12 protein-coding genes are annotated in these 19,235 nt (G+C 71.9%); 6 read left to right on the top strand and 6 right to left on the bottom strand.

Annotated elements, in window-relative coordinates; translation table 11 throughout:
* Nucleotides 1-222 precede the first annotated feature (222 nt).
* From ACG83_RS01535 to ACG83_RS01550, 4 genes are all read left to right on the top strand, one after another.
* Complete coding sequence (locus ACG83_RS01535) at nucleotides 223-2,076, top strand: sensor histidine kinase KdpD (protein WP_054564358.1); 1,854 nt, start codon at nucleotides 223-225, stop codon at nucleotides 2,074-2,076.
* Nucleotides 2,073-2,522, top strand: a complete 450-nt coding sequence (locus tag ACG83_RS01540) for a roadblock/LC7 domain-containing protein (protein WP_006544034.1) — start codon at nucleotides 2,073-2,075, stop codon at nucleotides 2,520-2,522. The genes ACG83_RS01535 and ACG83_RS01540 overlap by 4 nt, the downstream gene beginning before the upstream one ends.
* A 32-nt stretch (nucleotides 2,523-2,554) precedes the next feature.
* The gene (locus tag ACG83_RS01545) at nucleotides 2,555-2,956 is read left to right on the top strand and encodes a DUF742 domain-containing protein (protein WP_054564359.1); all 402 of its coding nucleotides are present in this window, start codon (nucleotides 2,555-2,557) and stop codon (nucleotides 2,954-2,956) included.
* Nucleotides 2,957-3,068: 112 nt separating this feature from the next.
* Nucleotides 3,069-3,629 carry an ATP/GTP-binding protein gene (locus ACG83_RS01550; protein WP_054564360.1) on the top strand — a complete coding sequence of 187 codons (561 nt, stop codon included), beginning with the start codon at nucleotides 3,069-3,071 and terminating at the stop codon, nucleotides 3,627-3,629.
* Nucleotides 3,630-3,752: 123 nt separating this feature from the next.
* Here ACG83_RS01550 and lpdA read toward each other — a convergent pair whose 3' ends face one another.
* Nucleotides 3,753-5,153, bottom strand: a complete 1,401-nt coding sequence (lpdA, locus tag ACG83_RS01555; RefSeq protein ID WP_054564361.1) for a dihydrolipoyl dehydrogenase — start codon at nucleotides 5,151-5,153, stop codon at nucleotides 3,753-3,755.
* Nucleotides 5,154-5,301: 148 nt separating this feature from the next.
* On the bottom strand, nucleotides 5,302-6,261 hold the full coding sequence (locus tag ACG83_RS01560; protein ID WP_054564362.1) for a helix-turn-helix domain-containing protein: 960 nt from the start codon (nucleotides 6,259-6,261) through the stop codon (nucleotides 5,302-5,304).
* Nucleotides 6,262-6,491: 230 nt separating this feature from the next.
* Between ACG83_RS01560 and ACG83_RS01565 the strand changes: the two genes are divergently transcribed.
* Together ACG83_RS01565 and ACG83_RS01570 are read left to right on the top strand one after the other, a co-directional pair.
* A complete protein-coding gene (locus ACG83_RS01565) occupies nucleotides 6,492-7,088 on the top strand; it encodes an NADPH-dependent FMN reductase (protein ID WP_054564363.1) in 597 nt (198 codons plus the stop codon).
* A 525-nt stretch (nucleotides 7,089-7,613) separates the two neighbouring features.
* Nucleotides 7,614-9,971, top strand: coding sequence for a serine/threonine-protein kinase (locus tag ACG83_RS01570; RefSeq protein WP_054564364.1), 2,358 nt, complete (start codon nucleotides 7,614-7,616; stop codon nucleotides 9,969-9,971).
* Between the two features lie 157 nt (nucleotides 9,972-10,128).
* Here ACG83_RS01570 and ACG83_RS01575 read toward each other — a convergent pair whose 3' ends face one another.
* The 4 genes from ACG83_RS01575 to ACG83_RS01590 all read right to left on the bottom strand — a co-directional run bounded on the left by ACG83_RS01575 (nucleotide 10,129) and on the right by ACG83_RS01590 (nucleotide 19,031).
* Nucleotides 10,129-11,196 (bottom strand): PP2C family protein-serine/threonine phosphatase, encoded by a 1,068-nt coding sequence (locus ACG83_RS01575; protein WP_054564365.1) that lies wholly within the window; start codon nucleotides 11,194-11,196, stop codon nucleotides 10,129-10,131.
* A gap of 277 nt (nucleotides 11,197-11,473) precedes the next feature.
* A complete protein-coding gene (locus tag ACG83_RS01580; protein WP_054565343.1) occupies nucleotides 11,474-13,018 on the bottom strand; it encodes a proton-conducting transporter membrane subunit in 1,545 nt (514 codons plus the stop codon).
* Nucleotides 13,015-15,585 (bottom strand): proton-conducting transporter membrane subunit, encoded by a 2,571-nt coding sequence (locus ACG83_RS01585; RefSeq protein WP_054564366.1) that lies wholly within the window; start codon nucleotides 15,583-15,585, stop codon nucleotides 13,015-13,017. Before ACG83_RS01585 ends, ACG83_RS01580 begins: the two co-directional genes overlap by 4 nt.
* The gene (locus tag ACG83_RS01590) at nucleotides 15,582-19,031 is read right to left on the bottom strand and encodes a DUF2309 domain-containing protein (protein WP_054564367.1); all 3,450 of its coding nucleotides are present in this window, start codon (nucleotides 19,029-19,031) and stop codon (nucleotides 15,582-15,584) included. Before ACG83_RS01590 ends, ACG83_RS01585 begins: the two co-directional genes overlap by 4 nt.
* Nucleotides 19,032-19,235 lie beyond the last annotated feature (204 nt).

A 19,235-nucleotide genomic window follows, 5' to 3' on the forward strand; every position in this document is an offset into this window, starting at 1 on the left:
GCACCTGCACACACGGGTCGGCGGAGTCCGTCTTTACGCACCGCGACCCTTCGGAGTACCCGGACGAATCAAACCGAAAACATCGGAAACACACCGGAGCATCAGGGAGATGATCGCCAAAAGTCGCAGTTGAACATAAACGAGACTTTCTGGTTGCATAGCCTCCCAACGGGGCCACCGGAGGCGGCTGGTTCCCAGACCCGACGAGAGTTGTGGGACGCGATGACGACGCGGGCACGAGATCTGCTCAACCGATCACGCGCGCTCCTGGGAGCATCCCGCGACAGCACCACCGATCGGCCCGCCCTCGAGGACGCGCCGAGCCCGCCCACGCGCGAGGCGGCTCGCAGCGAGCCCACCATCGTCTCAGCGGTGGCCCCGACCCGGCCCGGCATCCGGGCTGTCGGGCTCGAGCGGCGCGCGCTCCCGAGTACAACGGTCTCCCCCGGACTCGCCGCGACGGCGCCCGAGCCACCCGCGACATCCCAGCCGCCCGCAGCGTCCGAGCCGTCCACCACCGCCGAGGTGCTCTCCGCGATCTGCGCGGACATCGCGCTTCGTGACCTCAACCTCGTCGATCTTCTGCTCTCCCAGCTCGAGGAGATGGAGAGTGCAGAGGAGGACGCCGACCGGCTGGCGGAGCTGTACCGACTCGACCACCTCGCCGCCCGGCTGCGCCGCAATGCCGAGAACCTGCGCGTGCTCGCCGGCCACGATGCCAGCGAGGACGCCGCCGACAGCACCGCTTTCGTCGATGTCGTGCGCGCGGCGATGTCCTCCATCGACCATTTCTCCAGGGTCACGATCGGCAAGGTGGTCTCGCTCGGCATCATCGGGTTCGCCGCTGAGGACCTTGGGCGGGTCCTCGCCGAACTGTTGGACAACGCGACCAAATCGTCCCCGCCCACCACGCCGGTGCGCGTCGGGGTCCATCTCACCGAGACCGGCAGCGCCCTGCTGCGGGTCGAGGACGAAGGCATCGGCCTGCCCCCGGAACGGCTCGAACAGTTCAACACGCGGCTGGCCGAGGAGCCCGTCCTGGATGACGACGCCGTGCGGCACATGGGTCTGGCCGTGGTCCACCGACTGGCGATTCGGCACGGCCTGCGGATCTGGCTGGACTCCCGCCAGCCCCACGGTACGACCGCCTCGGTACTGATTCCGTCCGGGCTGGTCTGTGAGCTCCCCGAGGGCAACTGGTCAGGCACTCAGACGGTGCGCAGCAGTGAGGAGGCCGATTCCGATCGCGGGCGCCCCGAACCTCCCGGCGCCACGCTGCCCGCACCGCACAGCAACGCGTTCCGACTGTCGGCCCTGCGCCGCGCAGCCGGGATGGGAAACACAAGTCAGGGCACGGAGCAACGGCAACCGCCCTCGACGCTGTTCGGTGGGGCGGCGAAACCGACGTCTTCGGACGCCACCACGGCTACCGGGCCCGTCCCGAGCGCGGGTGACGGCGCAGGCCTGCCCGCCGGCCCGCCACCCCCGCATGCTCTGACGGACGGGACGACCGCGACCGGTCTGCCTCGCCGCGTATCCCGCAGCCTGCGAAACCCGGCGAGCCCCCCGGCCGGTGCCGCGGCGCACCCTGCCGCGGCCGACGTGCCGGCAGCGGACGCACCAGCACCGCAGACGGCGGCGAAGTCCACAGCGGCCGAGCCCACTGCTGCCGAGCCCACGGATGCGGATGCGGGCACAGCGAGGACAGACCTGACAACGACCGACCCGACAACGACCGGATTACCGATCGGCACAGACGCACCTGGCGTGCACGAGCACGGTTCGAACGAACCCGATCCGGACAGGAACAAGCTGGACGGCAACGAACCCGGCGACACCCGCGTCAACGGCACCAGGCTCAACAGCTCCAAGCTCAACGGCACCAAGCTCGATGGAACGAAGCTCAACGGCAGCGGACCCCGTGGCCACGAGCCCAACGCTTCCGACTCTGACTCACCGGCGGCTCGCACCGAACGCAGAGCCGCCGACCACGCGAGACTGCTCGCGGATCTCGACGCCTTCACCGAAGGCGAACGGACTGCGCACAAGCACCAGCGAGGGGAAAAGGACCTGTGACGGATCAGATCCACCGCCCGGCGGACTTTGATTTCCGCTGGTTGATCAACGACTTCGTGGGCAAGGTCCATGGCGTCACCCATGCCCTGATCCTCTCCGCGGACGGGCTGTCCCTCACCGCCTCCGACGGCGTCTCGTCGGCGGAGCGCGACCAGCTCGCGGCGATCGCCAGCGCCATGATCAGCCTTGCCCGCAACAGCGCCCAGCTGTTCTCGAAGGGCACCTGCGAACAGATCATCGTCCGCCTGACCGGTGGCTACTTCCTGTTCATGGCCATCAACGACGGGGCCGGCCTCGCGGTGCTGACCGGACCGGACTGCGACATGAAGGTGGTCGCCTACGAGATGACCCAGTTCGTGCTGCACGCCGGCCACGCGCTCACCCCGGAGCGGCGCGCGGATCTGCGTCGGGTGCTGGTGGCGCCCCAGATGCCGAGCCTGAGCTGAGCCGGGCGGGTCACGAGCCGGGAACGCCCGACATGACGACCAGTTCCGCTGGCGGCGCGCGGAACGCACCGGGACCGGAGAAGAAGCAGGGCTCGCGGAGCCGACGGATCCGCCCGTACGCCCTCACCGGCGGCCGTACCCGGACGCAGCACCCGTTGCTGATGGAGACGATGGTCTCCGTTCCGCAGTACAACCCGGCGCTCAGCGAATCCCTCATGCCCGAGTCCCGGGTGCTCTACGAGCGGGCGCGGGGTCGGCTCTCGATCGCCGAGCTGTCCGCGCTGCTCTCGATCCCCCTCGGGGTCGTGCGCGTCCTGGTCGGTGATCTCGCCGCGCAGGGAGCGGTCCTCCTCCATCCCACCGCCGACACCTTCGACCATGATCACACCGTGTTGGAGAGGATCCTCAGTGGCCTGCGCGAGCTCCCCGCCTGACCCACCGCCGGCCGTAGGCCGGTTAGGCACCGCAGGTCCACCGGCTCCCGCGACCACACCGACGGCTGCGGCCCAGGAGGCGTCGACCACCAGGCCGCCTGCACCGGAGGACATGTCCCAACCGCCGGCCATCTCAGCCAAGATCGTGATTGCCGGTGGATTCGGAGCCGGCAAGACCACGCTCGTCCGCTCGGTCTCCCAGATTCCGCCGCTGAGCACGGAAGCGTGGTTGACCGAGGCCAGCGAGGACATCGACGACCTGTCGTGGAGCGAGGCCAAGAGCACCACGACCGTGACCATGGACTTCGGCCGCATCTCGCTGTACCCGGATCTGATTCTCTATCTCTTCGGCACGCCGGGGCAGCCACGCTTCTGGTTCCTGTGGGACGACCTGTCCCGCGGCGCGCTGGGCGCCATCGTCCTCGTCGACAGCCGCCGCCTGGACGAGTCCTTCACCGCGCTGAACTACTTCGAGAACGACTCCGAGCTGCCGTTCATCGTCGCGATCAACCGCTTCGACGGCAAACTGTGGCACGAGGTTCCCGACGTCCGGGAGGCACTGGGCCTGCGGCCGGAGGTCCCGCTCGTCACCTGTGACGCCAGGGACTCCGGCTCGACCGCGCAGGTTCTGCGCGATCTCGTCGAACACACGATGTCGCTCACGACGGAGTAGTCCACCGCGGCGGAACACCGAATCCGGCCCCGGCACCGCCGTCGCCAGCACCGGGCGCCGAGCACCGACGGCAGACGATCGCTGGCAGGCCTGCCGGCCTGCCAGCGGTTCAACCCGCGACCGTCAGAGGTTGATCATGTGGCCGGCGAGGCCGTGGATCGCCTCCTGCAGGGCCTCGCTGAGGGTCGGGTGGGTGTGCACGTTGCGCGCGAGCTCGAACGCGGTGAGGTCCCACTTCTGTGCGAGCGTGAGCTCCGGCAGCAGTTCGGAGACATCCGGGCCGATCAGATGGCCGCCGAGCAGCTCCCCGTACTTCGTGTCGGAGATGAGCTTGACGAATCCGCTGGCGTCGCCGAGACCGTGCGCCTTCCCGTTCGCGGTGAAGGGGAACTTCGCGACCTTGATGTCGTGCCCCTCCTCCCGCGCCTGCGCCTCGGTCAGGCCGAAGCTCGCGACCTGGGGCTGGCAGAACGTGGCGCGCGGCATCATCCGGTAGTCGCCGAGCGTCTTGGTCTCGGCGCCACCGATGGCCTCCGCGGCGACGACACCCTGCGCCTCGGCCACATGGGCCAGCATCAGCTTCGCCGTCACGTCACCGATCGCGTAGATGTGCTCGACGTTGGTGCGCATGTAGTCGTCGATCGCGATCGCGCCGCGGTCCGTCAGGGCGACGCCGGTGTTCTCCAGGCCGAAGCCCTCGACGTTCGGCGCGAACCCGATGGACATGAGGACCTTGTCGACCTCGATCGAGCCCCGGGCACCGTCCTTGCCGGTGTACTCCACCGTCACCGACGAGCCGTTGTCCTTGACCGTCTCGACCTTGGTCGACGTCAGGATCGGCACGCCCAGCTTCTTGTACTGACGCAGGATCTCCTTGGAGACGTCGGCGTCCTCGTTGGGCAGGGGGCGGTCGAGGAACTCGATGATGGTGACGTCGACACCGTAGTTGCGCAGGACGTAGGCGAACTCCATACCGATCGCCCCAGCACCGACGATCGCCATCGAACGCGGGAGTTCGCGGGTGAGAATCTGCGTCTCGTAGGTCACGACGTTGTCGGACAGCTCCACGCCGGGCAGCAGGCGCACCCGCGAGCCGGTCGCGATGATCACGCTGTCGAAGGTCACCTGGTCGCTGCCACCACCGGAGAGCGCCACGTCAAGGGTGTTCGGGTCACGGAAGGTGCCACGGCCGGTGTACTCCGTGATCTTGTTCTTCTTCATCAGGAAGTGCACGCCCTTGACCCGGCCATCCGCCACCTGGCGGCTGCGGTCGAACGCGGCGCCGAAGTCGAAGCTCACCTCCCCGGAGATACCGAAGGTCTTGGCCTCGTGGGCGAAGAGGTGGGCCAGCTCGGCGTTGCGCAGCAGCGCCTTGGAGGGGATGCAGCCGACGTTGAGGCACACGCCGCCCCAGTACTTCTCCTCGACAACGGCGACCGACATCCCGAGCTGCGCCGCCCGGATCGCGGCGACGTAGCCGCCGGGCCCGCCACCGAGGACAACCAGATCAAAGTGCGCTGCCATAGGTCCACCCTACGATCACATCGGACGCCGGTTCGTCGCGCGGCGCGGAGATTTCAACCACGCATGCTGCCAGCGCCATTCCAGTCACCCACAGATGGGCCGGCTGACGCACGAGGCATCACCGCGTATCCTCGTGTGATCGTTCCGGTCAGGCCGGACGGACTTTTCGTGCCGCACCGCCCGATATCACTCGCAACGGCTCGTGTCGCCCGTCCAGCGCGGCGGCCGTGACGGCGTCCGCCGGCAGGCCGACGAGGATGCGCAGGTCGTCGTCGGCGGGCAGCTCCAGCGTCTCGACGGCGAGGTTCAGCGGACCGGCCGTGGGATGCGACAGGCGGACGACACCGCTGGCCGTGGGAAGGCCGGTCAGCGCGGTGATCCGGGCACCGAACGCCGTGCCGGCGGTGAGGGTGAGCTCGTCGGCGAGCGCCGCCACGTACCTGTCCGCGCGGAACGGACCCTGTTTGAGCGCCGCCACCATCTCGTCGGCGGCACGGCTCCAGTCGGGCAGCACGGAACGGGCCCGGCTGTCGGTGAAGACGAAGCGCGCCACGTTCGGCACCTCACCCACCTCACCCACGCCGCTGACCGCGACCGCACCGCTGGCCGCACCCGCACCCGCACCCGCACCGTCGCGGTCGCCAGGGCTGCGCCAGCCGTCCAGCAGACCGGTCGGGCGGGCCAGCCGCTCGAACGCCACAGTGCAGGCCACAACGTCGGTCACCCGGTTCAGCACCACGGCGACGGTGGGGTCCAGGCGTTCCAGCAACGCCCGCAGGGCCGGCCGGAGCGCGGAGGTCGGTGCCGCGCCGCCCCGGCAGGTGAAGCCCGCCGTGGTGCCCTTGCTCAGCCGGTAGAGATGGACGCGCTCGCGCGGGGTGAGCCCGAGGACATCAGCCAGCGTGGACAGCACCGCCGGGGACGGATGCCGGTCGCGCCCCTGCTCGAGCCGGGTCACGTATTCGACGCTGACCCCGGCGAGGGTGGCCACCTCGGAACGACGCAGCCCCGGGGTACGGCGCCGCGGGCCGACCGGCAGCCCGAGCTCGGCCGGGGACACCGCCTCCCGCCGGGCGCGCAGGAACGTGCCCAGCTCGTTTCCGTCCACGATCCGAACGGTAACCCGGAGACGGTGAGCTGATCGTGGCTCTGCCACTACCAGTCTCGGCCAACCTCGGGCACTACCAGTCTCGGGCACTACCAGTCTCGGGCACTACCAGTCTCGGGCACTACCAGCCTCGGGCACTACCAGCCTCGGCGCGGCCTTCCGGCGCTGGCGGGCCGCTGGCAGCGTGACCGGCGTCCGATCAACAGGCCTTCGTCGAAGGAGCCGGGCAGATGTCCGAAGAGACCCTGGATCTTGCCGTGATCATCGGAAGCGTGCGGGAGGGGCGGTTCGGCCCCGTCGTGGCGCGGTGGTTCGTGGAGCAGGTGGAGCGGCATGGCAGCTACAACGTCGATCTGATCGACCTCGCCGACTTCCCGCTTCCACTCGCGCTGCCCGCGACGCCGCCGGCTCTTCAACCGGACCTCACCCGCCCGCCGGCCATGGCGGAGCTGACCCGCCGCCTCGACGCGGCCGACGCCTACGTCATCGTGACGCCGGACTACAACCGCAGCTACCCCGCGTCGATCAAGGCGGCGATCGACTGGTACTACGAGCAGTGGCAGGCCAAGGCGGTCGGATTCGTCGGCTACAGCGGTGCCAGCGGCGGGCTGCTGGCGATCGAGCATCTGCGGCAGGTGCTCGGCGAACTGCACGCGCACACGCTGCGCGACCACGTCTCGTTTCCCCGGTACTACGAGCTCTTCGACAGTTCGGGCACACTGATCAACCCGCGGGAGCCGGAAGCCGCCGCGAAGGTCCTGCTCGACGAGCTCAGCTGGTGGGGCACCGCCCTGCGTGATGCCCGCCGCACCCGCGCGCGGATCTGATCAATCCGGGTGGTGCCGGCACCGGAGGATCGACGGCCGGTTCCGATCAGACGGGCGGTTCCGATCAGACGACCAGCGCTGACCGGAGGACCAGTGCCGATCGGAGGACCAGTGCCGATCGCCTGACCCGGCCGGGCCGTTGCTCCCCGCCCCACCCTTCCGGGCGACCTGTCGGGGTGGCGGACGTCGCGATGCCCACCCGCTGACCAGGCCGAGGCCGGTCGCCCCGGCCCCCGCTGTCCGCTGCCCGACACCTGCACTCCCCGCAGGTCGTGGGCCTGTGGCTGGCCAACCGGGCCCGCCGTCACCAGCTCTGTTCGGCGCCCCGACGGGGGGTGGGTGCAGGTGGAACCGGAGCTACGCCACCCGCACGAACAGGCGGTTGGCCCGGTAGGCGCCCATAAGATGCGGATGACTGCTTTAAACCCATTTCTGATGACATGCCGTTGTCGATGACCGGATGACCTGGTCGTTCCCGACGACGATGTGATGTATCGATTTGGGCGCGGCCCCGGAAGGGGGACGATGAACAACACACCGCCAAGCGCGATCGGGATCGGTCCAGGCGAGCCGGCAGGGCACGCCAGTCGGATCGAACCCGTGCGCGATGCGGTGTTTACCCCGCTGACACCGCATGATCCGCACAGCGTGAGCCGATATCTGCTGCGGGCAAGGATCGGCGAGGGCGGCATGGGCGCGGTGTACCTGTCGTACACCCCGGGGGGGCGCCCGATCGCGCTCAAGGTCGCGCGCCCGGAGCTGGCGGCCGATCCCGACTTCCGCAGCCGGTTCGCGAAAGAGGTCGCGATCGCGCGCCGGGTGCAGGGCCCCTACACGGTTCCCGTCATCGACGCCGACCCCGAGGCCCTGCGCCCGTGGATCGCCACCGCCTACGTCGCCGCGCCGTCGCTGGCGGTCGCCGTCGTCCGGCAGGGCGCGCTGCCCTCGGCGACCGTGCTCATGCTGATCGCCGGCGTGGCCGAGGCGCTGCAGTCCATCCACCGGTCCGGTGTGATCCACCGTGACCTGAAACCCGGCAACGTCATCCTCGCCGACGACGGCCCACGGGTTATTGATTTTGGTGTCGCGCGGGCCATCGAAACCTCGACCGCCGCTATGACCCAAACGGGTGTACGCATAGGAACACCCGCATTCATGTCACCGGAACAGGTTCGCGGAAAGCAGATCGATGCCGCCGGCGACGTGTTCGCGCTTGGTTCGACCGCCTATTACGCGCTGACGGGACGTCCGCCGTTCGGATCCGACGCCGCGGTTTTTCACCGCATCGAGCACCAGCAGCCCGACTGGGAGCACTGCCCGGACAACGTGCGCGAGGTCCTCTCCCGCTGCCTGGCCAAGGATCCCGCGGAGCGGCCGACGTCCACCCAGGTCATCGAGCTGTGCCGGTCGGCGATCACCGACGACCTGTACCTCCAGACCGGGGGCGGCTGGCTGCCGCCGACGGTGGCGGCCGAGGTCACCCGCTACCGGATCTCCACGGTGCCGTCGCCGTCGACGACCATGCTCGCGACGCCTCCGTCGATGTTCCAGTCGGCGCCGACCGGTGCTCCGGATGCCATGGACGCCCTGGGCACGCCGTTCCCCAGTGAGCCCTCCCCCACCGATCTGATCGCGGGACCGCACCCCGCCTCCGCGCCGGCGGCTCCGGTGCCAGCAACCGCGCGGCCCCATCACTCGCCACGCGCCCTCGGCTCGGCCGGCGCGCCGCGGGCGCTCAACGCGGCGCCGGTGCCGCGGGCCCTGTGCGCGCCTCGGGTGCCCAGGGCGCTGGAGGCCGCGAGCGCCCCCGCGGCTCTCACCGCGGGCTCCCCGGCTCCGCCGGACGTCTTCAGCTCCCGGGACCCCGACAGTGCCACCAGCGTGGCCGCGGCGACCGCACGGGTTCCCGCCCACCTGCCAGGGCCAGCGGCAGCCGCGAGTACGGCGGCTGCGTTCGGCGCGGGAGCAGAGGCAGGGGCGGGAGCGGGGCCGAGTGGATCCGCGGCCCCGCCGCCATCGGCGGCGTCGACCGCATCGGCCCGGTCGGTACGTCCGGCCAGCAGCACCGGCGACTCGGACAGCTCGGGCCGCTCGGACCGCTCGGACGACGGCGGCTCGGGCAGTTCAGGCAACTCCGGAGGCTCGGGCAGCTCCGGAGGCTCAGGGCACGTCTCGAGCCACGGAACCGGAGGAAGCGGGGGCGAAGCCGAGGCCGAGGCCGACGCAGGGGCGTCCCGGCGGCTCCGGCGACGGCGTCGGCGCCGGCTCATCACCTTCCTGATGGCCGTGCTCGTCATCGTCAGCGCGGTGTTCGTCTGGGTGCTGTCGAAGCCCATGGGCGGCGGTGAGCCCGTGGCGCTGGTGGTCACACCGTCACGGGAGAACGCGGCGGCCGACGGCACCCGGGTATCCCCGGCGAGCTCCGCAGCCGCCCGGGACGCCGAGGAGCCATCGGACCCCGAGGGATCGTCAGACCCGGAGGAGACACCGGACCCGCGGACCTCGGCCGACGCTGCCGCTGGCGCCGGTCCGGTCCGGGCGGTGCGGACGTCGCCGCCCGCCGTCCAGCCACTCGGATGCCCCGCCAAGCCCGTCACCAGGGTGAACAGTGACGGATTCGGCGTCCTGACCAAGGTCGGCGACCTTCGCGAGGGCCCGGCCGGGAGCTGCGACAGCCTCGGCACCTTCGTCCGCGGCCGGAAGTTCTGGCTGTGGTGCAACGTCGTGACGAAGTCCAACGAGGTCTGGTGGTGGGCACGGCTCGACGGGACCGAGACCTCGGGCTGGATCCGTGCGGACACGATGAAGATCACCTACGCCGACGACAACGACGACGCGAAGGTCGTCGTCTACAGCTGCGACGGCAAGCCCACCACACGCTAGCCCGGCGTGCCCGCCCCGGGCTGCAGCCCTTGCTGTCGGACAGGAGCTGAGGATCGTGGTCGCCGGAACGACCGAAATCCTCACGTCCTGCCCGCAGCAAGCAGGCGGGCCCAGGAGAGCAAGCAGGCAGGCCGAAGAGGCAGCCCGGAGCCACGGCTCAGGCCGCGGTCGACTGGTCCGCCCGGGACCGGCCCGCGGCGGCCGGCAGCTCCACCGCGAGCAGCGCGACGTCGTCGCTGAGGGTGGAGCGCGTCCAGTTCTGGACCTGCCGAACCAGGTCGTCGAGGCAGGCCTCGAGCGGACGGTGCTGGCCCAGTGTCTGCCCCACCGCCGACGGCAGCGGGAAGAACTCCCGCGACTCGGCGCTGCGGGCCTCGGCGATCCCGTCGGTGTAGAGCAGCAGGCGGTCACCTGCTTCCAGCGCGAAGGACGTCAGCGCGACGTCGCCGGCCAGCAGCCCCAGCGGTGATCGCCGGCCGACCGGGGTCAGCGTCGTCGTGGTCTCACCGCGCACCAGGAACGGGTCGGGATGCCCGGCGTTGACCAGATCCAGCTGGCCGTCGCGGATCTGCAGCACGACGGCGGTGACGAAGTCGTCGAAGCCGCTGACGTCGGCGACCTCCTCGTCCAGATCGGTCAGCACGGTTTCGATGTCGGGCCGGTGCTTGGCGACGAGCCGGAAGCAGCCCAGCACGCGGCTGGCGATCCGCACCGCGTCCAGGCCCTTGCCGCGGACGTCCCCGACCAGCAGCCGGGTACCCCAGGGGCTGTCGACGACCTCGTACAGGTCGCCCCCCACCATCGCCTCGGCGGCGGCGCTCTCATAACGGACGGCGAGCTGCAGATCACCTGCCGCGGTCGGCGCCATGGGCAGCACCGCCCGCTGAGCCACCTCGGCCACCCGGGTCACGTTCTGCAGCTTCACCTCGCGCTGCGTGTTGTACCGGCTGACGAAGACGGCCATCACACCGCCGACCGCGATGCCGGTCAGGCGCACCAGCTGCGCGGCCAGACCGCCCTCGTTGACGGTGAACAACTCGTCGTGGATGCCGATCAGCACGCTGGCGGCCAAGGCCAGGGCCGCGTAGACCGTGGTGAGGAACGGGCCGGAAATCGTCGCCGCGAGCAACGGGGAGAGCACGGTCAGCTCCAGGATCGTCCAGCCGTTGCTGGCCAGCTGCAGAACGACGATCGCCACGAGCATCAGCAGCGGCGCCAGCCGCATCGCCCACCGGGCCGCGGGCCGGTCGTTGCCCCTGGGCGAGGAGGACGGGCTCACCGCGACCGCGCCACGACGCCGGAGCGCCCCGCGACGCCGGTCAGCGCGGGCCAACCCGGCCACCCCGCACTGCCGCGCTCAGATCCACCTTTTCCCTGTTCCCAGCCCCTCCCAGCCCGAACCCCGCACCCCAGCGACGCGCCCAGCACGAACTACTCTGGCCGGGCACCCGTGACCTGGAGGCTCGCGGCCTGGAGGCTCGCGGCCTGGACGCCGGCTCGGCTCAGAGCTCGGGCAGCAGCCCCGCCGGGTGGATCTGAGCGAGCAGGAGCAGCACCAGCAGGACGGTGACCGCACGGAACTCGCGCACGGTCAGGTCGTGCTCACCCACATGGTCTCGCCGCCCCGTGTAACCCGCGAAATACCACTTCATGACGGTCGCGCCGGAGCCCGCGACCGCGAGCACGAGCACCGCCGCGAGCAGCACGAACCAGGTGCCGACGCCGTCGAGGACCAGGTCCTCCCAGACGAATCCGATGGTCGCCGGGTAGCCGACCGCGGTGAGGCCGAACAGCAGGAAGGCCACAGCGAGCCGGGGCGTCCGCGCGAAACAGCCGCCTGGGCCGACCAGCGCCATCGGGCCGCGCCGCGCCTCCGTCGCGGCCGCGATCATGACCGCACCGCCGGTCGCGACCACGCCGACCTGCCAGGCCAGCACCGCCCCCACCGCGGCGACACCGGGATCACCCGCCGGCCCGTGCCCCGCCGTCCCGAACACCGAACCGGCCAGTGCCCCGCAGCTGACCACTCCACTCAGTGCCAGCCCAACCTGGGCGAGCGCGGTGCGGACGTCGCGTGCCACCAGGCCGAGACCCGCCCCCAGCAGGGCGGTCACCCCACTCGCGGCGACGACCAAGCCGGCCCAGGCCTGCCCGTGCAGCAGCCGCGCGACCTCCGGCAGCAACAGCAGACCGGACGGACCGGCCGTGAACGCGACGAGGAGACCCGGCGGCAGCGAACCCGCGGGGGCGCCGTTCCCGACCGGAGAGCCGTACCAGGCGCGAGAGCCGTACCAGGCGCGAGAGCCGTACCAGGCGCGAGAGCCAGGCCCTGCGACAGAACCAGGCCCTGCGACTGAGCCAGGCCCGACGGCAGAGCCAGGCCCTGCGGCTGAGCCAGAACCTTTGGGAGAGCCGGATCCGACGAGGCAGCCGTGCCACAGATGCAACGGCACCAGGCATTGCCGGACACCGACGCCGAACGTGACCAGCACAGCCGCGGCGGTCGGCCCGAGCGGCCCGGGCAGCAGCAGCCCCACGGCGCACGCGCCAACCCCGAGCAGATGGTGCAGCCCGAACACCCGCGCCGGCCCGGCCCCGGACGGATCGGCCTCATCGACCAGCTCACGCCATACGACCACGGCGGACAGCGCCCACGAGGCCAGCGCCGCGCCGGGCCCGTCGGACGCGGTCGCGGCGGTGCCGCAGGCCAGGACGAGCAGCGTCCGGGCGAAGGTGCGCGGTGAGTGTGACGTCCACGGCGAGTCGGACGTCACCGGAGCGAGGGCGGTGGCGGCGAGCCCGGCGAGGCAGGTGACGAACGGCATCCACCGCCCGCTCCCCGGCGCGAGCAGCACGACCCCACCGGCCCCGCCCGGCCAGGCACCCAGCCGCTCGGCCAGCATCGCCACGGCGATGACGCCCAGCGCGACGGCGACGCACCAGGTCGCGGTGGCCCGGGCAGCCGGCGGATCAGGGCTCCGGCGCACCGCGACCGAGCCACCGAGCAGGCCGATCGCGACCAGAAGCGGCGTGACCGCCAGGATCACCACGGCCCTCCGGAGCGGGGACGGACGGGACGGACGTCGGTGGGGAACCGGGGCGGCTCGTCCAGGTGGCGCGCCGGCCGAGTGCCGCCACCGGGCCCGTCGTTGCGGGCCGTCAGGCGACGCGACGACGGGGCGTCGGGCCTCCGGGGCCGCAGGCCCGGCCCACGACCGCCGGTGCTGTCGGACGCCGGCCCACCCGCACGGTCCGCCGCCGCACCGTCCGCCGCCGCGGGATCCGCCGATGCGGGATGCGCCGATGCGGGCTCTGCCAGCGCAGGCTCCGCGAGCGCACCGTGCGACGCGGGACGGTCCTCGCCGACGACGTCCACCGGCTCGGCGACACCGCCGGCCTCGATGTCATCCGTGGGCGCGACGCCATCCGTGGGCTCGATGACGCCGGCGTCGGTTGGCCGGCCGGCCGCGCCGAGGGACGTCATGGGCATCTCCGTGGTACCCGCGTCCACGATGCCGTCGTCGATGCTGTCCTGGGTGATGCTGTCCTGGGTGATGCTGGCCTGGGTGATGCGGTCCTGCGGCGTGGTGTCCGGTGCGGCGCTGGCCGGGCTCGGAAGCTGGCGGGCGAGGTCCTCGGCCGCGGGCCGCGGCACCGGCAGCCGCGGCGGTGTGGACGGCCGGGTCGTTTCAGGGACGGCCAACGGCTCCCCGGGCCGGGAGACCGCCGCCGGACCTGCCTGGCTGGGAATCCGTCGGGGCAGCGCGGTCAGGCCGGGCAGGTCGGGCAGGTCGGGGGCGTAGGTGTCCGCGCCGTAGGGGCCTGATCCGTCCTGGGCCCGCTGGCCGGTGCGCCGCGGTGCCGTGGGATGGTCCGCGTCGGCCCCGTCCACCGAACCCGCGTCCGCATCAGCGACAGGAGCGGAGCCGGAACCAGAAACCGGGCCTCCCTTCGCCTCCGGACGAAGCCCGACCTCGGCCTCGCCTTCGGGCTCGGGCTCGGGCTCAGGCTCAGGCTCAGGGCCGAGCCCGGCCTCGTTCACGCCGGCTGTAGCGACAGTCGGCAGTGTTTCCATCGTCGCCCAGGGCCACCAGTCGCCGTGGACTGGCTCCGTCGACGCGGCCGGCGCCCACGACGCTCCGCCGCGAGGCGGGCCCGCCGCGGCAGCCACGAACCCGGAAGCGGGGCCGAATCCGGAGCCGGCGCCCGGCCCTGCTCCGGTCCCCGGCCGCGCCTCGGCCTCGGACCTTCCGCCGATCACCTCCACGGCCTGCCGCTGCCAGCGGTCTATCGCTGTCAGCGCACGCGCGGCCGCACCTCCGACCTGGCGAAGCACCACGTCTGCGTCTCCCCTCTCGAACGCGTACCGGTAGAGCCGGGGCTGCCATCGTGCGGGCACGATCGCCATGTTTCGTCCCGGCCCGGAAGCGGATGTCGGGGCACCACGCTGTGCCTGCTCCAGGCGCTGGCTGTCACGCAGCGCGCTGGGTGAACGAAGGATCTGAGCACAGCGCAGCGTCGCGTGGACGAGGGTGTGCGTCAGGGCAAGGGTGTGCAGGCCCAGTCCGATCTCGGCGACGATCAGCCCGACCTGGGTCATCGACCCGTAGGCCAGCGCACTTTTGACGTCGCTCTGGGCCCGGCTGACAACCGCGGCGTGCAGGGCGGTGAGCCCGCCGACGACGACCAGTGCCAGCCGCGCGAGCGGGGTGTGATCGAGCAGCGGGTCGGCGCGCAGCAGGAGGTAGGGGCCCAGGTGAACCGACACCGCCCCGTAGAAGACCGCACTGGACGGCGTCGGCCCTTCCATCGCGCGCGGGAGCCAGCCACCGACGGGCACGAGCGCGGACTTGCCCAGCACGGCCAGGAGCAGCAGAAAGGCCAGGGCCGGCGCGTGCGCGAGCACCGCCGGGGCTGCCAGCACACCGTCCCAGCCGTGGGTGTGGTGCTCCGGCCCGCCGCCACCGCCGGCACCGCTCGCGCCGCCCGCGGTGCCGCTCGCGAGGTGCCCGAGCCAGACCACCGCGACGAGCAGCCCGGCGTCACAGGCCCGGTAGGTCAGGAAGGCCCGCAGCCCGTGGCGCACCGGCGCCGGCCGTTCGGCGAAGAAGGCGATGAGCAGGGCGGAGGTGAGTCCGACCAGTTCCCAGCCGAAGTACAGCGTCGGCGGGTCACCGGCCAGGACCACCAGTTCCACCGCGCCGCCGAACAGGAGCAGCAGCAGGTGGAAGCGGGTGAAGCCGGGCTCCCGATGCAGGTAGCGGGCGGACACCGCGCCGGTCAGGCCGACGAGGGCGGCCGCGACGAGCGCGAAGGGTGCGGACAGCGGGTCCGCGCTCAGATGCCAGGTGAAGCTGTGGTCAGCTGTGCCGAACCAGGGGCCGACGGCCGCGTCCACGGCCTCGCCGCCGCTGACCGCCACCGCACCGGCGAGCACCAGGCAGGCGAAGGTCACCACGCTGAACGAGGTGGCGACAACCGTGGTGGTCACCCGTTCGGAGCGGATCCGTCCGAACCACATCAGGCTGCCGAGAAGGACGACGGCCGCCCCGGGCACGGCAACCGCCAGGACCAGGGTCGCGGGCAGGAGCCCGGCGCCGAAACCGCCGCTCATGGTCCGTCCGGCCTGTCCGGGAAGGGGGCGTCAAGCCACCGTGACGGCAGCCGCGGCTGCTCCGGGATGTCCGCCCACTGCTCCGACGACAGCAGCTCCGGCGACGGCCGCTCCGACGACAGCCGCTCCGACGACAGCTGCGGCGACGGCGCCTGCGCCGGGATGTCCACCCGTGCTGGTTCACACGCCGCGAGCACGTGTGCGGGCGGCAGGTGATCGCGCTGTCCGGCGTAGTAGTGCTCCGACCGGGCGACCACCGGGAGGCGCAGGCTCTCCGGCCGGTGTGGTTCGAAGCGGCCGTCGACATGGAGCCAGGTCCGCGGCGAGTGCGGGTCCCAGGCCGCGAGCTGGATCCAGCCGCCGTCGACGAGCCGACGCAGGTGCGGGTGCCCCCGCACGATGGACGCCAGCAGGTCGGGCTCCGCCTCCACGATCATCAGCAGCCGCATCGGCTCGTGGATCTCCACCGACTGCCAGGGCATGCCGGTACGCAGGTCGGAGGCGTGCCCGTCCATCACACCGACCAGGCCGCTGATGTTGTGGGGCAGCTTGGACCCGGCGCCGAAGCCGATCGGGTCCACCGCGCTGAAGTAGTACTCGAGGCTGATGCCGGCTCCGACCGGTGCGGTGGACAGCAGCAGCCGGCTGAGCACGGAGCCGTCGTGATCGGTCGTGGGGTCGTAGGAGACGAGGAACGACCGGCGGTCCAGGTACAGCCCGCGGGTGCGGGAGCGCCGGCCGATCACACAGGTGGCGTTGGTGCTGTGCCCGTACTCCGGCCGCGACTGCGCGATGTCGGCCGACCGCCCCCGCACGTGGGCGTGCGCGGTGTCGGCGGCGACGTCGGCGCCCACCGACTCGAAGCGTCGGCAGCGCTCGTGCGCGTCGAGTTGGACGGCCGCGCGCAGCGCCTCGGTCGCGGTGGCCAGCGCCGCCTGCGAAGCGGCCGGGACGAGGTCGGTGTCGTAGCAGGTCAGGGAGCCTTCGCAGGTGTCGTGGTGGCCTGCGACGAACCAGGTGTCCGGGCCGATCAGGCGACCGCGCCGGGCGAGCGCCGCCCGCACCCGTGGATGGTTCGCCATCGCGGCGAACGCCCGCGCGTTCGGGCCGCTGCGGCCGCCACCGGTCGCGCTGCAGTCGTACGCGGCCGCGTGCGGGTTGTTGACGCTGGACGATCCGTGCCCGATCACGAGGACCACACCACCGGTCGGCCCGGTCATCCCGATCGTCGTGAGCAGCGTGTCGACGATCTCCGTCATCTCGTCGACCGTGAAGCCGAGCCGCAGCGGACCCGCGCCCACACCGGGCACCAGCCCCGCGCCGCCCACCACCGCACCGGCACCGGCACCGGATTCGATCTCTCCGCCCTCGACGCCCTCGCTGGGCTCGACGGTCTCGCTGGGCTCGACGGTCTCGCTGGGCTCGACGGTCTCGACGGCCTCGACGGCCTCGACGGCCTCGACGGCCAGTCGAGTCCGCGGCCAGGGGCCGGGGCGGTCATGGGGGCACAGCATCCGGGCGCGTTCACCGACGGCCCGCGGGGCCACCGCACCGACGACCAACGGAACCAGCCGGGCCAGCCCGGCGACCGCGTTGTGGCCGGTCGGCCGACCGGATCTGCCGCGGGCGGCCGACAGGATGTGGTGGCGGTGGGCGTCACGGCGCCGGGTCTGCTGATAGGCGATCAGCTCCGCCTGGTCCACGGCCTGCTCGACGACCAGGTTGTGCGGCGTGACCGACACCGGGCACAGCGCCCGTGGCCGGACGTCGTCGAGTCCCTGGTAGGCCATGGCGACACCGAAGAACCCCGCCGCTCCGTACGTGCGCACCCGCGGGTGGATCTCCTCCAGGTGCCTGCGCAGCGACTCCTCCCGTTCGTCCATGCAGAACACGGCCTGGAAGGCGGCCTCGGACGCGCCGCCAGCCTCGTGCACGGCATCGGCGCCGAGCCCGGCGTCGATCTCGGGGAAGCGGCGGTCGTGCGCGGTGAGCGCGTCGAGGATCTCGGTGCGGTAGCGCCGTTCATAGGCCAGGTGCAGCAGCCAGCGCCGTCGCCGGGAGCCGAGGTCCGCGACGGCACCCAGCCAGGCCCGGGCCCACCGCGGGTCCCCGAGCGCCTCGGTCTCGACGTCCATGATCTGCGCGAGCACGAACGCCTCGTAGACCAGCTCCAGATCGGGAGCGGGCCGATCGGGGACGGCCATATCGGGTGCGGCCAGATCCCGGTCGGGCCGGTCCGACCGGTCGGACCGGTCGGACCGGTCGGACCGGGCCTCGCCGGCCGGCCTCGCCGGGGCGGCATCACCGAGCGGGCCGAGGTCCTCCGGGGTGGCGTCCGGGCCGATCGTCTGGCCGAGCAGGTGACGAACGGCCACGACCTCCAGCGTGAGCTGGACGGCGAGCAGGTCCACAAGGCGGGCGGGCGACGGCTGCGACGGTGCCCGGTCGGGATGGACCTCGAACTGGCGGACCATACCCGCCCAGCCACGCAGCGACATCAGCGTCGCCCGGACGGCCTCCGGCCAGACCGGCACGGGGACCCGCAGCGCCCGCAGCGCCCAGGTCACCGTGCGTTCGGCGGTCCAGCCCTGGCGCAGCTGCCGGCGCAGGTGCGCGGCGAGCCCGGACCAGTGCGGCTCCCGGGTTGCCCCGAGCGTTCCGAACAGGTGACGGAAGGCTGTGAGCAGGCCGTCCTCCCGGTGCGGCAGCTCCCAGGCGGCCATCCCCTGGTCGAGGAAGGCCGCGCACAACCTGATCAGTACCGGATGGATCATCTCGTCGATGTCGACGCCGAAGCGGTGGAGCAGCTGGTCACGGCGACGCAGCGGGACGGCCCGCGGTGGGGCGGGCGGCACGCACCGCAGCAGATCGCCCCACAGGGCACTCAACAGCGCGGCCCGCAGCGCTCTGCGCTCGGCGGCGCGGCCGCGCGGGGACCGCCGCCGGGGTGCCGGGAAGCGCCGCCTTGCCTGTCGGGTGAGCTCCTCGCGCCGGGCCGGGGAGACGAGTGGATGGAAGTGGCTGAGCTCGCCGCCGTCCGCGAGCCGCCAGGAGACCGCGGGGGCGCCGGGGACGTCGACGAAAAGGCCGAGCCGGGCGAGCCGGAAGTCGTTCCAGGTCGGCCCGCCGGGGAGGATCTCGGTGTCCCCGGCGGAAGCGGACGCGTCATCGCTCGGCCCGCCGTGCTGGTCCAGCACGGCCACCAGGTCCCGGGTGAGGATCCGGCCGGACGAAAGGTGGTCGGAGAAGGCCCGCTCGGTCTGGAACGCCGCCGTTCCCAGCAGCGCGCCGGCACGCTCGACCGCCTGCGGGAACGGGAGCTCCTCCAGGGCGTGCAGCGGGTTGTGGTGGGAGAAGTACCCGAGTGGTGCCTGGGGCGGCAGGAGCTCGGCGACCTCCTCGACGATGCGGACGATCAGTTCGGTCTGATCCTCGACGTGGGCCATGTCCCCTCCCGTCCCCCATTCATGGTGGCCCGGTTCCTTCATTTCCCGCGGGCCTTCCAGGTACTGCTTCCTCGACCAGGAATGTGTGCCCTCCAGCACGCTGGTTGCGGTACCGACCGATCTCCGGCAGACCGAAGGCCGGCCTCTCTCCCACGACCACCCGGATTTTTCCGGGTTTTCGGCGACCGGCGACGCGGCGGGCCC

Source organism: Frankia sp. R43, assembly GCF_001306465.1.
Taxonomy (GTDB): domain Bacteria; phylum Actinomycetota; class Actinomycetes; order Frankiales; family Frankiaceae; genus Parafrankia; species Parafrankia irregularis.

Bases quoted from the DNA above. Each gene is read 5' to 3' on its own strand.
- ACG83_RS01565 (WP_054564363.1), top strand. From the start codon at position 6,492: ATGTCCGAAGAGACCCTGGATCTTGCCGTGATCATCGGAAGCGTGCGG.
- ACG83_RS01550 (WP_054564360.1), top strand. From the start codon at position 3,069: ATGTCCCAACCGCCGGCCATCTCAGCCAAGATCGTGATTGCCGGTGGA.
- ACG83_RS01570 (WP_054564364.1), top strand. From the start codon at position 7,614: ATGAACAACACACCGCCAAGCGCGATCGGGATCGGTCCAGGCGAGCCG.
- ACG83_RS01545 (WP_054564359.1), top strand. From the start codon at position 2,555: ATGACGACCAGTTCCGCTGGCGGCGCGCGGAACGCACCGGGACCGGAG.
- ACG83_RS01535 (WP_054564358.1), top strand. From the start codon at position 223: ATGACGACGCGGGCACGAGATCTGCTCAACCGATCACGCGCGCTCCTG.
- ACG83_RS01590 (WP_054564367.1), bottom strand. From the start codon at position 19,031: ATGGCCCACGTCGAGGATCAGACCGAACTGATCGTCCGCATCGTCGAG.
- ACG83_RS01575 (WP_054564365.1), bottom strand. From the start codon at position 11,196: ATGCGGCTGGCGCCGCTGCTGATGCTCGTGGCGATCGTCGTTCTGCAG.
- ACG83_RS01585 (WP_054564366.1), bottom strand. From the start codon at position 15,585: ATGAGCGGCGGTTTCGGCGCCGGGCTCCTGCCCGCGACCCTGGTCCTG.
- lpdA (WP_054564361.1), bottom strand. From the start codon at position 5,153: ATGGCAGCGCACTTTGATCTGGTTGTCCTCGGTGGCGGGCCCGGCGGC.